Source organism: Pantoea sp. Ap-870, from assembly GCF_011752515.1.
GTDB lineage: Bacteria > Pseudomonadota > Gammaproteobacteria > Enterobacterales > Enterobacteriaceae > Pantoea > Pantoea dispersa.
In genome coordinates, this window is the sequence record NZ_VWXG01000004.1 from 253,921 (window position 1) to 268,500 (window position 14,580).

At 59.1% G+C, this 14,580-nt stretch carries 17 protein-coding genes; 2 read left to right on the top strand and 15 right to left on the bottom strand.

The features are described 5' to 3' along the window. Positions 1-57: 57 nt before the first annotated feature. The 10 genes from F3J41_RS12325 to F3J41_RS12370 all read right to left on the bottom strand — a co-directional run bounded on the left by F3J41_RS12325 (position 58) and on the right by F3J41_RS12370 (position 7,931). The gene (locus F3J41_RS12325) at positions 58-660 is read right to left on the bottom strand and encodes a hypothetical protein (RefSeq protein ID WP_021507674.1); all 603 of its coding nucleotides are present in this window, start codon (positions 658-660) and stop codon (positions 58-60) included. Positions 661-917: 257 nt separating this feature from the next. Continuing rightward, positions 918-1,844 (bottom strand): putative lateral flagellar export/assembly protein LafU, encoded by a 927-nt coding sequence (gene lafU / locus F3J41_RS12330; RefSeq protein ID WP_166711288.1) that lies wholly within the window; start codon positions 1,842-1,844, stop codon positions 918-920. Continuing rightward, on the bottom strand, positions 1,844-2,707 hold the full coding sequence (motA, locus tag F3J41_RS12335; RefSeq protein WP_166711290.1) for a flagellar motor stator protein MotA: 864 nt from the start codon (positions 2,705-2,707) through the stop codon (positions 1,844-1,846). Before motA ends, lafU begins: the two co-directional genes overlap by 1 nt. Positions 2,708-2,712: 5 nt before the next feature. Beyond that, entirely contained in the window at positions 2,713-3,405 is a 693-nt protein-coding gene (locus F3J41_RS12340) for a FliA/WhiG family RNA polymerase sigma factor (RefSeq protein WP_166711292.1), read from the bottom strand. Positions 3,406-3,414: 9 nt separating this feature from the next. Beyond that, a complete protein-coding gene (locus tag F3J41_RS12345; RefSeq protein ID WP_166711294.1) occupies positions 3,415-3,876 on the bottom strand; it encodes a flagellar basal body-associated FliL family protein in 462 nt (153 codons plus the stop codon). Between the two features lie 4 nt (positions 3,877-3,880). After that, positions 3,881-4,900 (bottom strand): flagellar hook-length control protein FliK, encoded by a 1,020-nt coding sequence (locus F3J41_RS23290; RefSeq protein ID WP_247656283.1) that lies wholly within the window; start codon positions 4,898-4,900, stop codon positions 3,881-3,883. Further along, positions 4,897-5,202: a hypothetical protein gene (locus tag F3J41_RS12355; RefSeq protein WP_166711296.1), complete on the bottom strand. Its 306-nt coding sequence runs from the start codon at positions 5,200-5,202 to the stop codon at positions 4,897-4,899. Before F3J41_RS12355 ends, F3J41_RS23290 begins: the two co-directional genes overlap by 4 nt. Further along, entirely contained in the window at positions 5,199-5,582 is a 384-nt protein-coding gene (gene fliS, locus F3J41_RS12360) for a flagellar export chaperone FliS (RefSeq protein WP_166711298.1), read from the bottom strand. The genes F3J41_RS12355 and fliS overlap by 4 nt, the downstream gene beginning before the upstream one ends. A 12-nt stretch (positions 5,583-5,594) precedes the next feature. After that, a complete protein-coding gene (fliD, locus tag F3J41_RS12365; protein ID WP_166711300.1) occupies positions 5,595-6,890 on the bottom strand; it encodes a flagellar filament capping protein FliD in 1,296 nt (431 codons plus the stop codon). A gap of 183 nt (positions 6,891-7,073) precedes the next feature. Beyond that, positions 7,074-7,931, bottom strand: a complete 858-nt coding sequence (locus F3J41_RS12370) for a flagellin (protein ID WP_168714911.1) — start codon at positions 7,929-7,931, stop codon at positions 7,074-7,076. Between the two features lie 478 nt (positions 7,932-8,409). On the opposite strand from F3J41_RS12370, the gene F3J41_RS12375 reads away from it, so the two are divergent. Then, the gene (locus F3J41_RS12375) at positions 8,410-9,348 is read left to right on the top strand and encodes a transcriptional regulator (protein WP_166711302.1); all 939 of its coding nucleotides are present in this window, start codon (positions 8,410-8,412) and stop codon (positions 9,346-9,348) included. After that, positions 9,323-9,784 carry a hypothetical protein gene (locus F3J41_RS12380; protein WP_166711304.1) on the top strand — a complete coding sequence of 154 codons (462 nt, stop codon included), beginning with the start codon at positions 9,323-9,325 and terminating at the stop codon, positions 9,782-9,784. Before F3J41_RS12375 ends, F3J41_RS12380 begins: the two co-directional genes overlap by 26 nt. A 2-nt stretch (positions 9,785-9,786) precedes the next feature. Here the strand turns inward: F3J41_RS12380 and F3J41_RS12385 are convergent, their stop codons facing one another. Genes F3J41_RS12385 through F3J41_RS12405 form a run of 5 tightly spaced genes read right to left on the bottom strand, consistent with a single transcriptional unit; the run spans position 9,787 to position 14,579 of the window. Next, positions 9,787-10,818 carry a hypothetical protein gene (locus F3J41_RS12385; RefSeq protein WP_166711306.1) on the bottom strand — a complete coding sequence of 344 codons (1,032 nt, stop codon included), beginning with the start codon at positions 10,816-10,818 and terminating at the stop codon, positions 9,787-9,789. A 4-nt stretch (positions 10,819-10,822) separates the two neighbouring features. Continuing rightward, positions 10,823-11,731 (bottom strand): flagellar hook-associated protein FlgL, encoded by a 909-nt coding sequence (flgL, locus tag F3J41_RS12390; RefSeq protein WP_166711308.1) that lies wholly within the window; start codon positions 11,729-11,731, stop codon positions 10,823-10,825. A 10-nt stretch (positions 11,732-11,741) separates the two neighbouring features. Beyond that, positions 11,742-13,112 carry a flagellar hook-associated protein FlgK gene (gene flgK, locus F3J41_RS12395; RefSeq protein ID WP_166711310.1) on the bottom strand — a complete coding sequence of 457 codons (1,371 nt, stop codon included), beginning with the start codon at positions 13,110-13,112 and terminating at the stop codon, positions 11,742-11,744. A 58-nt stretch (positions 13,113-13,170) separates the two neighbouring features. Then, entirely contained in the window at positions 13,171-13,470 is a 300-nt protein-coding gene (locus tag F3J41_RS12400; protein ID WP_166711312.1) for a rod-binding protein, read from the bottom strand. Positions 13,471-13,472: 2 nt separating this feature from the next. Then, positions 13,473-14,579, bottom strand: coding sequence for a flagellar basal body P-ring protein FlgI (locus tag F3J41_RS12405; protein ID WP_168714912.1), 1,107 nt, complete (start codon positions 14,577-14,579; stop codon positions 13,473-13,475). Between the last annotated feature and the right edge of the window lies 1 nt (position 14,580).

The following is a 14,580-nucleotide window of genomic DNA, read 5'->3' on the forward strand; positions in this document are numbered from 1 at the left end:
GCAACGGCACGCGCGCCCCAAAAGCGGAGCCGCGCCGGATAATCGTTGCCTTGCACCTTACTGGTGCATCAGCTGCTGCGCCACTGGCAGCCAGATTTCGGTCATTGCTCCTTCGCCGCCGGTAAACGGGTCGCGATCCGGCAGCGGCACGCGCTGGATCTGCTCTTTCGACGCGCGCAGCCGGGAGGGTTCGTCGCGCACGGTTTCCGGTGACATCCCTTCAGGATAGGCGCCAACGGTGAAAAAGTCGTCGGAGGCAAACACCTGTTTATGGCCCACGCCGGCCGGGATCAGCACCGCATCCCCCTCACGCAGCGTCACCATGCGGCCGCTGTCGCCGCCAAACAGCACTTCCGCCCAGCCCGCGCCGACGCCCAGTACTTCATGGGTATTGGGATGATAGTGGGTGTAAGGAAAAATCGGCGCGCGCCACGCCGCAGGCCAGCCGCTGGCGCTAAAGGTTTTTTCAAACCAGGCCGCGCTGTCCTCCTCCTCTTCCGGCACCACGCACGGCCAGATGATCAGCGGCAGCGGATTATTGGGTACACCGCCGGACGGCAGCGATAACATTAAATGCTGCGGGTTACCTGACGATCCCGCGGAAAAGGTACCGGCGGCGAAAGACATCAGTAACAGCAGACTGGAAGATTGGGCAGACATACTCTTTCTCCGGATAGCCACGTTGCCTAATTGTGGCAAAGCCACCGGGCATTGCAATGTGCGCACACCGGCAAAATTCACATAAAAGAATGATTTAGCTTACTAAAGCCAAATTACCTATTAACATATTTAACATTTCGTGGCATGCCGTGGCGCGCCTCGTTTACCCGGCGTCTGCCGCAGCAAAAAACAGGCAAAAAAAACCGGTGGATTTCGCCACCGGTAGAATCAACAGTTGATTCAAAGGCACTGACAGGTTATCGCAGGCGGTCAGCGATGGGTTTCACCACGTTCTCCCCTTCGCGACCATAAAACTGAAACAGCGTCTCGGCTGCCGCCTCGGTGAGCACCATGATTTCAATGCGGCGGTTACGTGCGCTGAGCGGATCGGCTTTGTCCAGCGGCATACGGGATGACATGGCATTCACCTGCAGCACGCGCGTGCTTTCCAGCCCGCCGCGCTCCAGCGCGCGCCGCGCCGCCAGCGCACGGTCACCGGAGAGATTCCAGTTGTTGTACGCCGCGTTGCCGCTGTACTGCGCGGCGTCGGTGTGGCCGCTGATCATGATTTTGTTGTCGATGCGGTTAAACACCGGACCGAGTTCAGTCAGCAGGCGCTGGTAAAACGGTGTCAGCACCGCGCTGCCGCGCGGGAACATCATGCGATCCTGGTCATCCTGAATCAGGATACGCAGCCCCTGCGGCAGGGTTTCCAGCGTCAGCAGGTTCTGGGCGTGATAGCTGTTGATGATGCTCTGGATCTGCTGACGCAGCTGCGCCAGCTCGGCGTCGGAGCGCGACAGCACGCTGTCCAGATCTTCCTGCGGCTGGCTGGCGTTACTGTTGTTGTCGCTGTTTTCCGCACTGGTGTCACTGACGGTGGCGCCCTCGGTCGGCGGCGCAATCGCCAGCGTTTCACCAATGATGGCGGAGCCGCGTCCGGTTTCGACATCGAACGGATTAAAGCCGGAACCGTTAAACACCGAGGTGCCGTTGAGCTGCGCGACAATCTCCTTACGCTCGTCTTCGGTGACGGCGCCCATGATCCACAGCACCATAAACAGCGCCATCATCGCCAGCGTGAAGTCGGCAAAGGCCACCTTCCATGCGCCGCCGTGAGCCCCGTGATGCGCTTTCCTGCCGCCGCGTTTAATGATGGTGGTGTGATGCTGACCGGCTTTCATCAGGCACCTTCAGTCAGCTGATTCACCCAGCCGTCCAGCGTGGCGAAGGTCGGTTTGGTATCCAGCGGCAGCATTTTACGTCCGGCATCCACCGCCAGCAGCGTCGGCTTACCGGCCACCTGGTTCACCAGCACGGTACGGATACACTCCAGCACCGCCAGGCGTTTCTTCATGTTCTGTTCCATGGCGTTAGCCAGCGGATCGAGCAGGCAGTAGCAGAAGAACACGCCGAGGAAAGTCCCGACCAGCGCCGCCGCCACTTTCACGCCGATCATGGCGATCGAGCCATCAATCGACTGCATGGTGATGATGATGCCAAGCACCGCCGCACAGATGCCAAAGCCCGGCATCGCTTCGGCGGTACGCTGCAGCGAGCGCGACGGCTTGAGCAGATCCTCTTCCACCGCCTGCAGCTCGGACTCAAGAATGCCTTCCAGCTCGTGTTCGTTGATCTTGCCCATCGCCATCAGGCGGAAGTTGTCGGAAATAAAGGCGACGAAGGTACGATCGGCAAGGATCAGCGGGTATTTCTGGAACAGATCGCTGTTCTCCGGCACTTCAATGTGCGCATCGAGCGCCTTCAGGCCGCCGTCCTGCACCAGCTCCAGCAGTTCGAACAGCAGCATCAGCAGCTGCTGCTGAAACTCAGCGGTGTAGGTGTTTTTCTTCATCGCGCCGCGCACCTGTGCCCACATCTCTTTCAGCACGCTTTTCGAGTTACCAATCACCATGGCGCCAGCGCCGGCACCGAGAATGATCACCAGCTCGCCCGGCTGCCAGAAGGCGCTCAGCAGGCCACCGGAGGCGAGATAGCCGCCCACCACGCTGCCCAGCACCACTAAAATTCCTATCAGTTTCTGCATGATATTTATCCGAAGAATTGTTTAATTTTTTCCGCGATCTTTTTATTGATCTGGCAGACGCGCGCTTCGGTCAGCGCCAGCACCTGAGCGATCTCTTTCAGGCTCATTTCGTGCTGATAGTAGAGGCTGAGAATCAGCTGCTCGCGTTCGCTCAGCGACGCCAGCGCGCGCTTCAGCGTGCGCTGAATAGTCACTTCCTCTTCCAGCGCGCGGCCGCTCATGGCGCTGCCTAACCCGTCGCCTGACAGCAGTTCGTCAAAGCTCTCCATGGCGCTCGCCGACTCCAGCAGCAGATACTCCTGCACCTCTTCATGGCTGAGCTTCAGATGCTGACGAATCTCCTCTTCGCTCGGTTCATGACCGAGACGCCGCGTCAGTTCGCGCACCGCATCGTTGATTTTGTGGGTTTTCTGCCGCAGACGACGCGGACGCCAGTCGTGCAGACGCAGCTGGTCCAGCACCGCGCCGCGCACGCGCTGCAGTGCGTAACCGGCAAAGTTTTCATCCGGATGGCCGTAGCGACGCAGCGACTCCAGCAGCCCCATCAGCGCAATCTGCTCCAGATCCTCGCGATCCATCACCGCATCCGCCTGGGTCGCCAGCTGGCGCACCACGCGTTTCACCAGCGGCAGCCACTGCTGCAGATAGCGGCTCTCTTCCTGCGGCGTCAGTTCGGTCACTTCGTTGAATACGCTCATGACAGCCCCTTACTGGAAGACCATTTTCGAGATCATCACGTCGGAAAACGGCTGGTTTTTACCAAAGGCCCCTTCGTAGCGCGTCATCATCTGCATATGAATGTCGTCGACCGACATGGTGCGCACGGCGTCGTACTCCATGCCGGAGAACATCGACACCAGCACACTTTTCAGCTTCGGCAGGTTTTCTTCGGTGGCTTTCAGCTCCACTGCACTGTTGGCGACATACGCGAGATCCAGCAGCAGATAGCGCTCTTTCGCGGTGTTGCCCTTCAGCGTGATGACCTGATTTTTCACTTCCAGATAGTGCACCTCCGGCGCTTTCTCCTTTCTGGCGAACAGGGAAAGCGGCGCGCTGGCATCCTCGCTGGCGGGTTTGATTAACTGAGTGCCGACTACAACCAGCGCAGCGGTCAGCACGGAGCCGAATACCACCATCACCAGGCCGATAGCCATATTTTTAGTTTTCATAAAGTTATACCGTTGTCAGTATGGAAAGGTCGTGGTGACGTTGTTCTCCCGTCACTTCTTCAAAACTGTTATTGGCCAGCACCGTCTCCTGCGACGGCGACTGACGCGGCGCATGGCGCTGTTCGCCCTGCTGCTGCTGCTGCGAAATCTGTACGTTAACCGCCACCTGGTTGTGCTCGCTCAGCGCGCCGCGCAACTCCTGGCTCACCTGCTGTAGCGCGCGATACACATCCGGCTGCGCCGCCTGGATCTGCACCTGCAGCTTGCCGCCCTCGTAGTGCAGCGAGATATCCAGCTTGCCGAGGTTGGGCGGATCGAGACGGATGGTGGCTTTCTGGCTGCGCTGCTCAACCTGCAGCTGTAAACGCTCGCCGAGCGCGTCACGCAGCGTCGCGGCACGCGCTTCCGGCTGCTCCGGTAACACTAACGGTGGCTGTTTCACGCTGCCCGGCGTGGCTGGCTGCTGGCCCTGTACCAGCGACAGCGCCTGCATCGGATGCTGCTGCGGCAGCGCTTTCGCCAGTGTCTCCTCCGGATGCGCCTGCATCAGCGCCACAATCTGCTGGCTGGCAGCGCGCGCATCCTGCGGCGTACGCAGTTTGAACGGCTGCGCCGGCGTGACGGGGCTTGCGCTGTTGCGCATCAGCCGCGGATTGGTCAGCGCTGGTGGCGCGGACGGCACACTCTGCGCGGCGGGCGCTAACGCGGCAGTGGCGGCGAGGCCGGGCTGGAAAGCGGGTGCTGCCGATGGCGCGGTGCCTGGCAGCGGCTGCGCCGGTGGTGTGGCGATCGGTGCCGCGAGTGACGGATCGAGCAGCAGCTGCAGCAGCTGTTGCGGATCGGCCATCTCTTCCACGGCAGGCGCTTCGCTGGCAGGCGTCGCGCTCGCAGGCGGCGTCACGCTGCCTCCCAGCATGAATGCCGGCAGCAGCGGCGCGCTTCCCGGCAGCGGCAGCGCGGCGGCGGGCGGCGTTAGCGTCTCTGCCGTCTGCGGCAGGGTGGAAACCGGCAGTGCAGGAATCATTCCGCACCTCCTGTCTCATCGCTGAACAGTTCGTAGGCCTGTAAACCTTCGCGCTGGGATTGGTGTTGCTGCAGTTTGTGGCGCAGCTGATCGAGGCGCGTGCGGCACTGATCGGCCACGCGCAGATGGCGCTGCTGCAGCTGTTTCAGCTGGGCCAGCGTCGCCGCGTTCAGGCTGCGATCGCGCAGATCCTGCAACAGCGCATTGATCTGTTTGTCGATCTGCGTGACCTGCGGCCAGTTATCGTCATGTGCCGCCTGTTCCAGCGCATCGCCGAGCGCCACAATCTGCTGCTGGGTCATGGCTGCATGCCCTCCCAGCCTTCACGCAGCGTGGCCAGCACGCTCTCGACCTCTTCAATCTGCGCCACGGACAAATTGTGGCTGGCGTCATACAGGCGATAAACGCAGTAGTCGTAAAGGGCCGCGAGGCGCAGCGCCAGTTCACCGCCGCGCTCATAGTCAAGCGCGCTGGTCAGCGCATTGAGGATATCGATGCTTTTAGAAATGCTGCTGGCCTTGCGTTCAAAGCGGCGCGCTTCGATGTGGCCTTTGGCCCGTACCAGCTCATCCTGCAAGCCGGTAAACAGCATCAGCACCAGCTGATGCGGCGAGGCGGCAGCGGTGCGGATCGCCAGATCCGCATCGTTGTAGCCGTGAATGTCTGAAGAATTACCGTACATGTTTTAACCTTATTAACCGAAGAAACTCGACATGGTGTCCTGCATTTGCGACATGGCGGTCTGCGCACGCGTGAACTCTTTCAGGTAACGCGCGTAGTTGGTGTCGTAGCGACGCTGCATCTGGTCGGTTTTGGCGGTGAGCTGTGAGCTGCGGCGATCGAGGGAATCCTGACGGGCTTTAATCGAACCGCTGCTGGTGCTGAGGAAGCTGTCGAGGCCTTTATCCATCTGCTTCACCATGCCGTCGCTGCCGCCAAACAGGGCATCCAGCGCTGACGGGTTATCGCGCACCGCTTCCTCAAATTTCTCGCTGTCGAGCTGCAGCTTGCCTTCTTTGTCGGTGGTGATGCCGAAGTCGAGCAGCTTTTTGCCACCCACGCTTTTACGCAGCAGCGAGGTCATCTGCTGTTCCAGCACGCGCAGGCCGGAGTCGCCCGCCAGCGCACCACGCTTATCTTTCTCGCCGCCGCTTTTGGTCAGTTCGTCGAGTTTGCTTTGCAGCGCGTTATAGGCATCGACAAACTTCTGCGCCTGCTCTTTGGTGCCGGCCTCATCGTTCTCAACGCTGATGATCAGCGGACGCGTCGGATCGGTTTTCTGCACCACGTTGATCTCCACGCCAGGGATCACATCTTTAAAGGTGTTGGTGGCGCTGCTGACTTCCATACCGCCGAGCCTGATCTTTGCATCGCGCGCTTCGGAGATCTTGCTGGGATTATCAAGGGCGTTTTTAAAGGCATCGCCGGTGATAGCACCGGTTTCGATTTTAAAGGCGTTCTTCACGCCGGTTTTTTCACTGCCCATCAGCAGACGGGTCTCGCCGTTGACCTTCATCAGCGAGGCGGTGACGCCAGAATTATCCGGGTGTTTGTTGATGGCATCGCGCAGCTCCGCCATGCTGCTCACCTTGTCCATCTCGACGATGATGTCTTTGCCGCCGACGTTGATAGTCAGGGGGCCGCTGGCCTCTTTCACCATCTCGTCGGTCAACTTGTCGAATGACTGCTGTTGCGCGCCGGCAGTTTCCAGTACCTGCACTTCATACAGGCCCTTGCTGGCGCTGGCGCTGGCTTTCAGGTTGACGTATCCCTCAACGTTGGCATTCGCGCTGTTTTTCACCAGATTGCCGTTAGTGCCAAACCCTTTCAGCGCAGTACGAAATTCGGTCAGCGCGGTCTTCAGCGCCGTCAGCGCCGTCTGCTCAGCGTCAACTTTCTTCTGCTGGGATTGCAGGCGCGACTGCAGCGCGGCAATGCTGTCGGTGGCTAAAATTTCCGCCCATTGAGACGGTTCCATACCTATATTCATACTTTTCCTCCTGGGAATGACTCATCTAATAGCAATTGGCGTGCCAGTTTTTAATTTTCATTAAAATCAATAAGATGAACTAAAAAAGTGGGAAATTTTCTTTCCGCTGCGGCGGAAACCGGTGTGGCGCAGGCGGAAACAAAAACACCGCTACGCGAGCGGTGTTTTATCAATGGCAGAGACTTAGCCCAGCATGCCCAGAACCATCTGACCCATGCCGTTTGCCTGCTTCAGCATCGCCTGGCTGCTCTGCATCAGCATGTTCTGACGGCTCATTTTTGAGCTTTCCGCCGCAAAGTCCGCATCACGGATGGTGCCGAGGTTGAGGTCGGTGTTGTCTTTCATGTTGGCGAGGTTCGCCGCGGTGTGGCCCAGACGGTTGATGTTGGCACCCAGATCGGAACGAATGCTGCCGACAGCGTTCAGGGCGGTGGTCACTTTATCCAGCATGGCGTTCGCGCCAGATGCGCTGGCAGCGATGCCGCTTGCGCCAGTCAGCGCAGTCAGTGCACCCGTCACGCCGCTCAGGCCCGCGCTCAGGTCAACTTTCAGGGTTTCGTCTTTAGACGCACCGATCTGGAACTGCAGCTGTTTGGTCAGCTTACCTGCTGCTGCGCCAGAACCACCGGTCAGCAGTTTTTCTGTACCGTAAGAGGTGTTTGCCATGATGTTGTCCAGTTCAGAGTTCAGTGCATCGAACTCTGACTGCAGCGCAGTACGGTCATCGGCGTTGTTGGTGTCATCCGCCGCCTGAGTGGCCAGATCTTTCATACGGAACAGGATGTTGTTCACTTCGTCGAAAGCACCTTCAGCGGTCTGCATCATCGCGGTGGCTTTTGCGATGTTGTCTTTTGCTACGCTCATACCGCGTGACTGACCGTCGAGGCGGGTAGCGATCTGCAGGCCAGCTGCGTCGTCTGCAGCGGAGTTGATGCGTTTGCCGGTACCCAGACGCTGCATTGCCGTGGACAGTGCAGAGTTTGCACGGTTCATGGAGTTGGTAGAGGACATGGCTGCTGAGTTGGTAAACATAGTTAACATGAGTTTTATCTCCAAAAAGGAATCAGGGGGATTCCGTTACAAGTATCAGGAGAAAACGGCACGTTATTCGGGGCTCTTAAACGGCTTTTTTTAAATTTTAACGCAACAAAGGTTTATTTATGGCGTCATCAGAAAATGAAGAGAAAATAACAGCGGCCGTCAATAGATCGAAATTAAACGTTTAACCCATTCGGGTTAAAATTCTCAAAGCATTGATTTAAATGAAAATAGATAAAAACAGGTTAAATAAACACTTAATAAGCGCCTGCTTTTCGGATTCCAGCCCATTATTCAGAACGCCAGCCTGGTATTTTTTAAACAACTAATGACGCTTTTTGCCATTCACAGCCGTATTGAAATCAAAGTTTTTTGAGACTAGTCTTGCTTCAGAATAAATTATTCGTCTAACTATGCGTTTTCAACGCTGAGGGTGAGGCGATAACAGGCTAACAGCCGCTGGACGGGATAACCGCTTACGATGACGTCGAACTGTATTATCAACCACTGGCTGCTCGATATTTCCAGTGCCTCTTTAATACATCAGGAGAGTGGCGAACAGCGCCGGTTGGGCGAGTATCAGCTGAAATTGCTGGTGGTGCTGATTCAGCATGCCGGACAGATTTTATCGCGCGAAGAGCTGAACCAGCTGGTGTGGGAGCGGCGGGTGATTGGCAACAACAGCCTGCCGAATGCGATTCACGCGCTGCGCGTGGCGCTGGAAGATGATGGTAAGCAACAGCGCATCATCAAAACCGTGCCGAAAAAAGGTTACATCCTCGAAGCCGAATATTGTCAGTTTCAGCGCCGCGTGACGGATGAAGAGGATGAAACATGGCTGGAAAGCGGCGACGCCGCGCTAAGTTTTAATCCGCCTCCGCTGCCAGTGCCGTCCATGACCGACAGCGCCCCCGCGGAGGCGCCGCTGCCACAGGCAGCACCACCAGCGGACACCGGCTATCTGCCGGCCAGCAATAAAAAGCGCGAGCGCGGCATGCTGGCGTTTTGTCTGATGCTGGTGGTGTTGCTTGCCGTGGCGGCAATAGTGTGGCGCAGCGCCGGGCAGCAGCCAGCGCGTTTCGACACCGTGCCGCTGGAGAATGTCAGCCAGGTGCGACTGCTCAGGCTGTCCAATACGCCGCGCGACGCGTCGACCAACCAGCTGAATATGGTCCAGTTGATCGGCCCTGCGCTGCGCGCCCTTAACGCGCCGCTGCAGCAGCAGCAGGTGACGATGGATGTTTATTACTCTGCGTCTGGCACCAACATCAACCTGACGCTGTATCTGAAAAGCGCCTGCGCGCGTCACCAGCTGGCGATGAACATTTTTAACGGCCGGGAAAAACCGGACGCGCTGCGTGAGCTGGTGCGGGTGGAAACGGAGAGAAAGCTGCATGAAATGGCGACTTGCAACCCTTAGTCTGCTGGTGCTGACGCTGCTATTGCTGGGCGTTGCCGCGCTGCGCGGCTGGCTGCCGACGTTCAGCCATCAGGTATTTGACGATAGCTTTAACGGCAACGGCGTGGAGCTGGGCTATTACGATCTGGAAAACGGTCATCAGGAGCTTTACTACCCGTTTTTCGCCGTGCAGCCGGATAGCGTGCTGATGACGCTCACCAGCGAAAATGACAGCCAGTTTATGGCTAAAGTACGGCTGACGCACCAGGCGGATACCCGCGCCGGCCAGCTCTACAGCTATCAGCCGATGATGTTTCACGTCAGTAAAGGGCATCCGCTGGTACAGAGCGTGTTTAACTTTATGGCCCACAACGGCGTAACCTTTAATAGCGTGACCTTTGAAGGCAATCACATGCTGGTTACGCCGTCCGGGCTGATCATTAATCAGGAAAACTAACCTCAGCCGCGCAGCAGCGCCTGCGCGCCCAGCACGTTCTTCACCGTGGCGCGCGGCACATTAGCCTGCGCGCCCAGCGCGTCCGCCAGCCCGCGATAATCCCTGCTCCCCATTTGCTGCGCCACATCCTGCGCACTCAGATGCGCCTGCGCGGAACTCAGGTTCGCCATGCTGTCTACCCGCTGTTGCACCAGCGCTTTGGTGCGCACCAGCTGTTTGCGCTGACGCGTTAGCTGCTCCAGCGTGCTGTCCAGCACCGGCTGCAGCGAGTCGAGCTGGCCCGGATTGGCCAGTACGCGCGCCACCTCATCCTCCAGCGCGTTTTCCGCCTGCGGTTTTACCGGGAAAAACTGGCTGTGCGGATAGCGTTCGCCGCCGCCCTGTACGCTGAGATGCTGATTGACGCGCGACCACTGCTGCTCATCCACCTGAAACTGCACGTCGCGCTGTGCATCCAGCCGGCCGTGAATGCCCCACTTGCCCAGCGCCTGATTCAGGCTGATCAGCGTCTGCTGCGGCGTGCTGTCGGCAGCAATCGCCGCCGCGCTGATTTCCCGCTGCGATCCGGCCAGCGAAAAAGTCAGCACTTCCGGCTGCGGATTGCTGAGCAGCGCCTGCCCGTCGCGCAGCTGAAAATTCACCTGCGATTTGCCTTCCAGCGTCACCTGCAGCTGGCGATTGACGCTACCGCCGGATAACGTCTGGCGCTGCGCCAGCAACGACTGCAGCGCACTGGTCTGCGCCAGCGCCTGCTGCCGATCGCCGCGCCGGCTCAGCGCGTGGCTCACCTTCAGCAGCTGGCTTTCGGTAGCCTGCAGGAAGTGATCCGCCTGCTGCACGCGCGTCAGCTGCTGATTAAGCTGCACGTTGTAGCGCAGCGGCTGGGCGGAAATCAGCGGGGCGTCAGGAAAGCTGGCATTGTGGCGTGTGTTGCTGTTCGCCACGCTGCTGACCGGCGTCTGCGCTTTCAGCGGGGTGCTGCTGAGCGCGCCAGGCTGTAACCCGGCCGACAGACGATTCTCCACCTGCATCATGGCATTACCTCAGGTTGAACAGCGAAAGCGTGGCGATCTGGTTATACGTCTTGTAAGACGACTGCGATGCCGTGGTGTAGCGATTAAGCTCCAGCAGCGCGCTGGCCATATCCAGTCCCTGCAGCTGGCCGGCGACTTCATCATGAATGGTTTTGTTATCCAGATGTGCTTCATCCATCAGCGTCAGGTTGTTCTGACGGCCGCCGAGATCGGTAAAGAGGCTGGCAACGCGGTCGGACGTGCCCTGCAGCGTGTCGATCATCGCGGACATCTCATCGGCGTAACTTTCCGGCGACTGCGTTGCATCGCTCATTTTGCTCAGCAGCGCTTCCAGCTGATTCACCATCTGCATATCGTTGCCAAACGCTGCGGCCAGATCGGTGTTGGATTTCATCAGTACGCCATGACCAATCGGTGTGCTGTTGCTTTCGTGGTTACCGGCAAAGGTCCACTCGCCGCTGGTGGCGTCGCGCACCATCGGCTGCTGATTGGTTTTGGTGCCGGCAAACAGAAAGCGTCCGCTCTCGTCGCGGCTGTTCATCAGCTCAACCAGCATATCTTTCATGGCGCCCAGCTCGCTGGCAAACCCGCCCATATCCACGGCGCTGTGGCTGCTGTTGTTGGCTTCGCGCACTTTATCCAGCATGTTGAGCAGCTGCTGACTGGCGGAATCCACCAGCGTCTCCTGCTGTGACAGGCTGTGGCCTAAACGTTCGATATTACGCTGATACTGACCGATCGCTGCCTGTTCGCGGCGAATCTGCGCGATCTGGGTACTGGCGATCGGATCGTCAGACGGATTGATCACCCGCTTCTGCTCGTTGATCTGCGTCATCAGCTTATTAAGCTTGCTGCTGTTGCGTCCCAGATTGTGCAGCATGGTGCTGGAGAAACTTAAACTATTCACTCGCATGGTATTTTCCTCAGAACAGCGCCAGCAGATCGCTGAAGATCTGGTCGCCGGTGGCGATCACCTTCATGTTGGCCTGATACGCCTGGGTGTAGTTGGTCAGGCTGACGTACTCTTCGTCGTAATCCACCGCGCTGTAGTTATCGCGCTGGGTCACGGCGTCTTCCAGCAGCGCGGCGGCGGCGGTCAGCTCGGTCTGATTCTGGCGGCTCTTAATGCCGACGGTGCTGATCAGCGAGGCGCTGGCGCTGTCCAGCGTGGCATCGCCGATGCCGGGAATGTTGAAGGTCTGATTTTTAATGCCAATCAGCGCCAGCAGGTTTTTATTGTCGCCGGTGGCGCTGGCGTCGCCGGAGAACGCCAGTTCATCCCACGCCAGATCGTTAACCTGCAGCATGCCGTTCGGGTTAGCCGGATCGAAATCAAACAGCGCTTTACCGGGATTACCTTTGAGATCAAAACCTTTGCCCAGCTGATCGTTAAACGCGTTAGCCAGCGACTCCGCCATGCCGAGCACGCTCTGCTCGATGCCGTTCAGGGTGTTGACCTGATAATCATGCAGCGCGCCAAACTGGCCGCCGGTCGCCATGTCCACCTGATAACGGCTGCCGGCAAAGCTCAGCTGCAGGAACGGCTGACCGTTCGCGTCCATCTCCATCGACAGCTGCCCGACGTCGCTGCCGCTCACCAGCGGCTGACCGGAAGGCAGCATCAGGCTGTATTCGCCCTTATCATTTTCCTGCACGCGTACATCGACGTAGCCGCTCAGTTCGCGCACCAGCTCGTCACGCTGATCGCGCAGCACGCTGGTATCTCCGCCGATGGCTTCGGTTTCACGGATCTTTTTGTTGTATTCGGCGATGTTACCGCTGACGCTGTTAATCGATGCGGTGAGGTTGCGCTGCTGCAGCTGGCTGTCGCTGCGCTGCTTCTGCAGGAACGACTGAATATTGTTAAAGCGGGTGGCCAGCGCGCGCGCTTCGGTCAGCACGTCCTGGCGCATCGCCTGGTTGTCCGGCTTCTCGCTGGCGCCGCTCAGCGATTTGAAGAAGTTATCCAGGCCGTCGCCGATGCCGCTGGTTTCGGTGCCCAGCAGGCTCTCCAGCGCGCCCAGATACACCTGTCCCTGATCGAAATAGCTGGTCTGGGTGTTGGCGCGCCACACCTGGCCGATGCGGAACTGATCGGCCATCCGGCGAATGTTAGTGACTTCGACGCCGTTGCCGCTGAACAGGCGCTGGTTGCCCATCGGGCCAATCGCCTGCTGCTCAATGCGCTGGCGGCTGTACCCGGCGGTGGCGGCGTTGGCAATGTTCAGCGCGGTGACGTTCATGCCAATACGTGCCGCGTTGGCGCCGCTGTAGCCGATATTAATAATGCTCATGGTTTCCTCATGCTCTCCACGGTTCTGCTCAGGCAGAGCGACAAATGCGCCGCGTTTATTAAGCGCCTTTCGGTGACAGCTGCTTAATCAGGATATTGGCGATGCCGGTGCTGCGCTGGCTGGCCAGCTCCTGCGCCAGCGCATCGTCGTAAAAATCGCGCATGTGCCGCGCTTCCCGGCTGCTGAACATGCCGTCCTCGCCAGCAAACGCATCGGTGCCTTTGCGCATCTCGCTCAGCAGGGTGCGCAGAAACATCGCCTCAAACTGCTCGGCGGCCTGCTCCAGATTGTTGGGTTTGACGCTGCCGGTGATGTCAGCGGCTATTGGCGTGAACGGCGTCGCGATACGGTCAATCATGATCAGATCACCACCAGTTCAGCATCCAGCGCGCCCGCTTCGTGCAGCGCCTGTAAAATCGCCATGGTGTCATCCGGTGCGGCACCGAGGCTGTTAATGGTATTGACGATGCTGCGCAGGCTGGTGCCGGCCGGAATGGTCACCATCTGACCGCGCCCGCGATCGACATTGATGTCGCTGTCGGGCGTCACCGCCGTCTGGCCGTTGCTGAACGGGCCGGGCTGGCTGACCTGCGGACGCTCAGTAATGGTCACCGTCAGGTTGCCGTGCGCCACCGCCGCAGCACGCACCACAATGCCCTCGCCCAGCACAATGGTGCCGGTGCGGGCATTAAACACCACGCGCGGCGGCTGTTTGCCGGCATCGATCTGCACCTCTTCCAGCATCGACATAAACGCCACGCGGGCTGATGCGTCGCGCGGTGCGTTCACCGATACGTTGGTGGCGCTTTTTGCCACGGCGGTACCGGCGCCGAACGCCTGATTGAGCGCGACCGCGATGTTATTGGCGGTTTTGAAGCTCGGACGCTTCAGGTTAAGCATCACATCGCTGTTGTCCTGAAAATCGCTCGGTACTTCACGCTCAACGGAAGCCCCGCCGGGAATGCGGCCCACGGTTGGCGTGTTGACGGTGATGCTGGAGCCGCTATCGCCTTCGGCTTTGACGCCGCCGACCACCACGTTGCCCTGCGCCAGCGCGTACACTTCGCCGTCGGCACCGCGCAGCTGGGTCAGCAGCAGCGTGCCACCGCGCAGGCTTTTGGCATCACCAATCGACGACACGGTGACGTCGATAGTCTGACCGCGCGCGTACATCGGCGGCAGCGTCGCACTGAGCGCCACGGCGGCCACGTTTTTCACTTTCGGGTCCATTTTGCCCGGCATCTGCACGCCGAACTGGCGCAGCATGTTGCCCAGCGACTGGCCGGTAAACTTCACCTGGCTGCGATCGCCGGTGCCATCCAGGCCGACCACCAGGCTGTAACCCACCAGCTGGTTGCCGCGCACGCCCTGCACATCGACCAGCGCGCCGAGCGGCTGCGCTTTGGCGTGATTAGCGGCCATCAGACCGGCGGCCACACACAGCGGCAGCAAATAACGGAGTGTCATT

Excerpts from the sequence above, each read along its gene's own strand:
- F3J41_RS12325 (WP_021507674.1), bottom strand. The coding sequence starts at position 660 with ATGTCTGCCCAATCTTCCAGTCTGCTGTTACTGATGTCTTTCGCCGCC.
- lafU (WP_166711288.1), bottom strand. The coding sequence starts at position 1,844 with ATGAAAGCCGGTCAGCATCACACCACCATCATTAAACGCGGCGGCAGG.
- motA (WP_166711290.1), bottom strand. The coding sequence starts at position 2,707 with ATGCAGAAACTGATAGGAATTTTAGTGGTGCTGGGCAGCGTGGTGGGC.
- F3J41_RS12340 (WP_166711292.1), bottom strand. The coding sequence starts at position 3,405 with ATGAGCGTATTCAACGAAGTGACCGAACTGACGCCGCAGGAAGAGAGC.
- F3J41_RS12345 (WP_166711294.1), bottom strand. The coding sequence starts at position 3,876 with ATGAAAACTAAAAATATGGCTATCGGCCTGGTGATGGTGGTATTCGGC.
- F3J41_RS23290 (WP_247656283.1), bottom strand. The coding sequence starts at position 4,900 with ATGATTCCTGCACTGCCGGTTTCCACCCTGCCGCAGACGGCAGAGACG.
- F3J41_RS12355 (WP_166711296.1), bottom strand. The coding sequence starts at position 5,202 with ATGACCCAGCAGCAGATTGTGGCGCTCGGCGATGCGCTGGAACAGGCG.
- fliS (WP_166711298.1), bottom strand. The coding sequence starts at position 5,582 with ATGTACGGTAATTCTTCAGACATTCACGGCTACAACGATGCGGATCTG.
- fliD (WP_166711300.1), bottom strand. The coding sequence starts at position 6,890 with ATGAATATAGGTATGGAACCGTCTCAATGGGCGGAAATTTTAGCCACC.
- F3J41_RS12370 (WP_168714911.1), bottom strand. The coding sequence starts at position 7,931 with ATGTTAACTATGTTTACCAACTCAGCAGCCATGTCCTCTACCAACTCC.
- F3J41_RS12375 (WP_166711302.1), top strand. The coding sequence starts at position 8,410 with ATGACGTCGAACTGTATTATCAACCACTGGCTGCTCGATATTTCCAGT.
- F3J41_RS12380 (WP_166711304.1), top strand. The coding sequence starts at position 9,323 with ATGAAATGGCGACTTGCAACCCTTAGTCTGCTGGTGCTGACGCTGCTA.
- F3J41_RS12385 (WP_166711306.1), bottom strand. The coding sequence starts at position 10,818 with ATGATGCAGGTGGAGAATCGTCTGTCGGCCGGGTTACAGCCTGGCGCG.
- flgL (WP_166711308.1), bottom strand. The coding sequence starts at position 11,731 with ATGCGAGTGAATAGTTTAAGTTTCTCCAGCACCATGCTGCACAATCTG.
- flgK (WP_166711310.1), bottom strand. The coding sequence starts at position 13,112 with ATGAGCATTATTAATATCGGCTACAGCGGCGCCAACGCGGCACGTATT.
- F3J41_RS12400 (WP_166711312.1), bottom strand. The coding sequence starts at position 13,470 with ATGATTGACCGTATCGCGACGCCGTTCACGCCAATAGCCGCTGACATC.
- F3J41_RS12405 (WP_168714912.1), bottom strand. The coding sequence starts at position 14,579 with ATGACACTCCGTTATTTGCTGCCGCTGTGTGTGGCCGCCGGTCTGATG.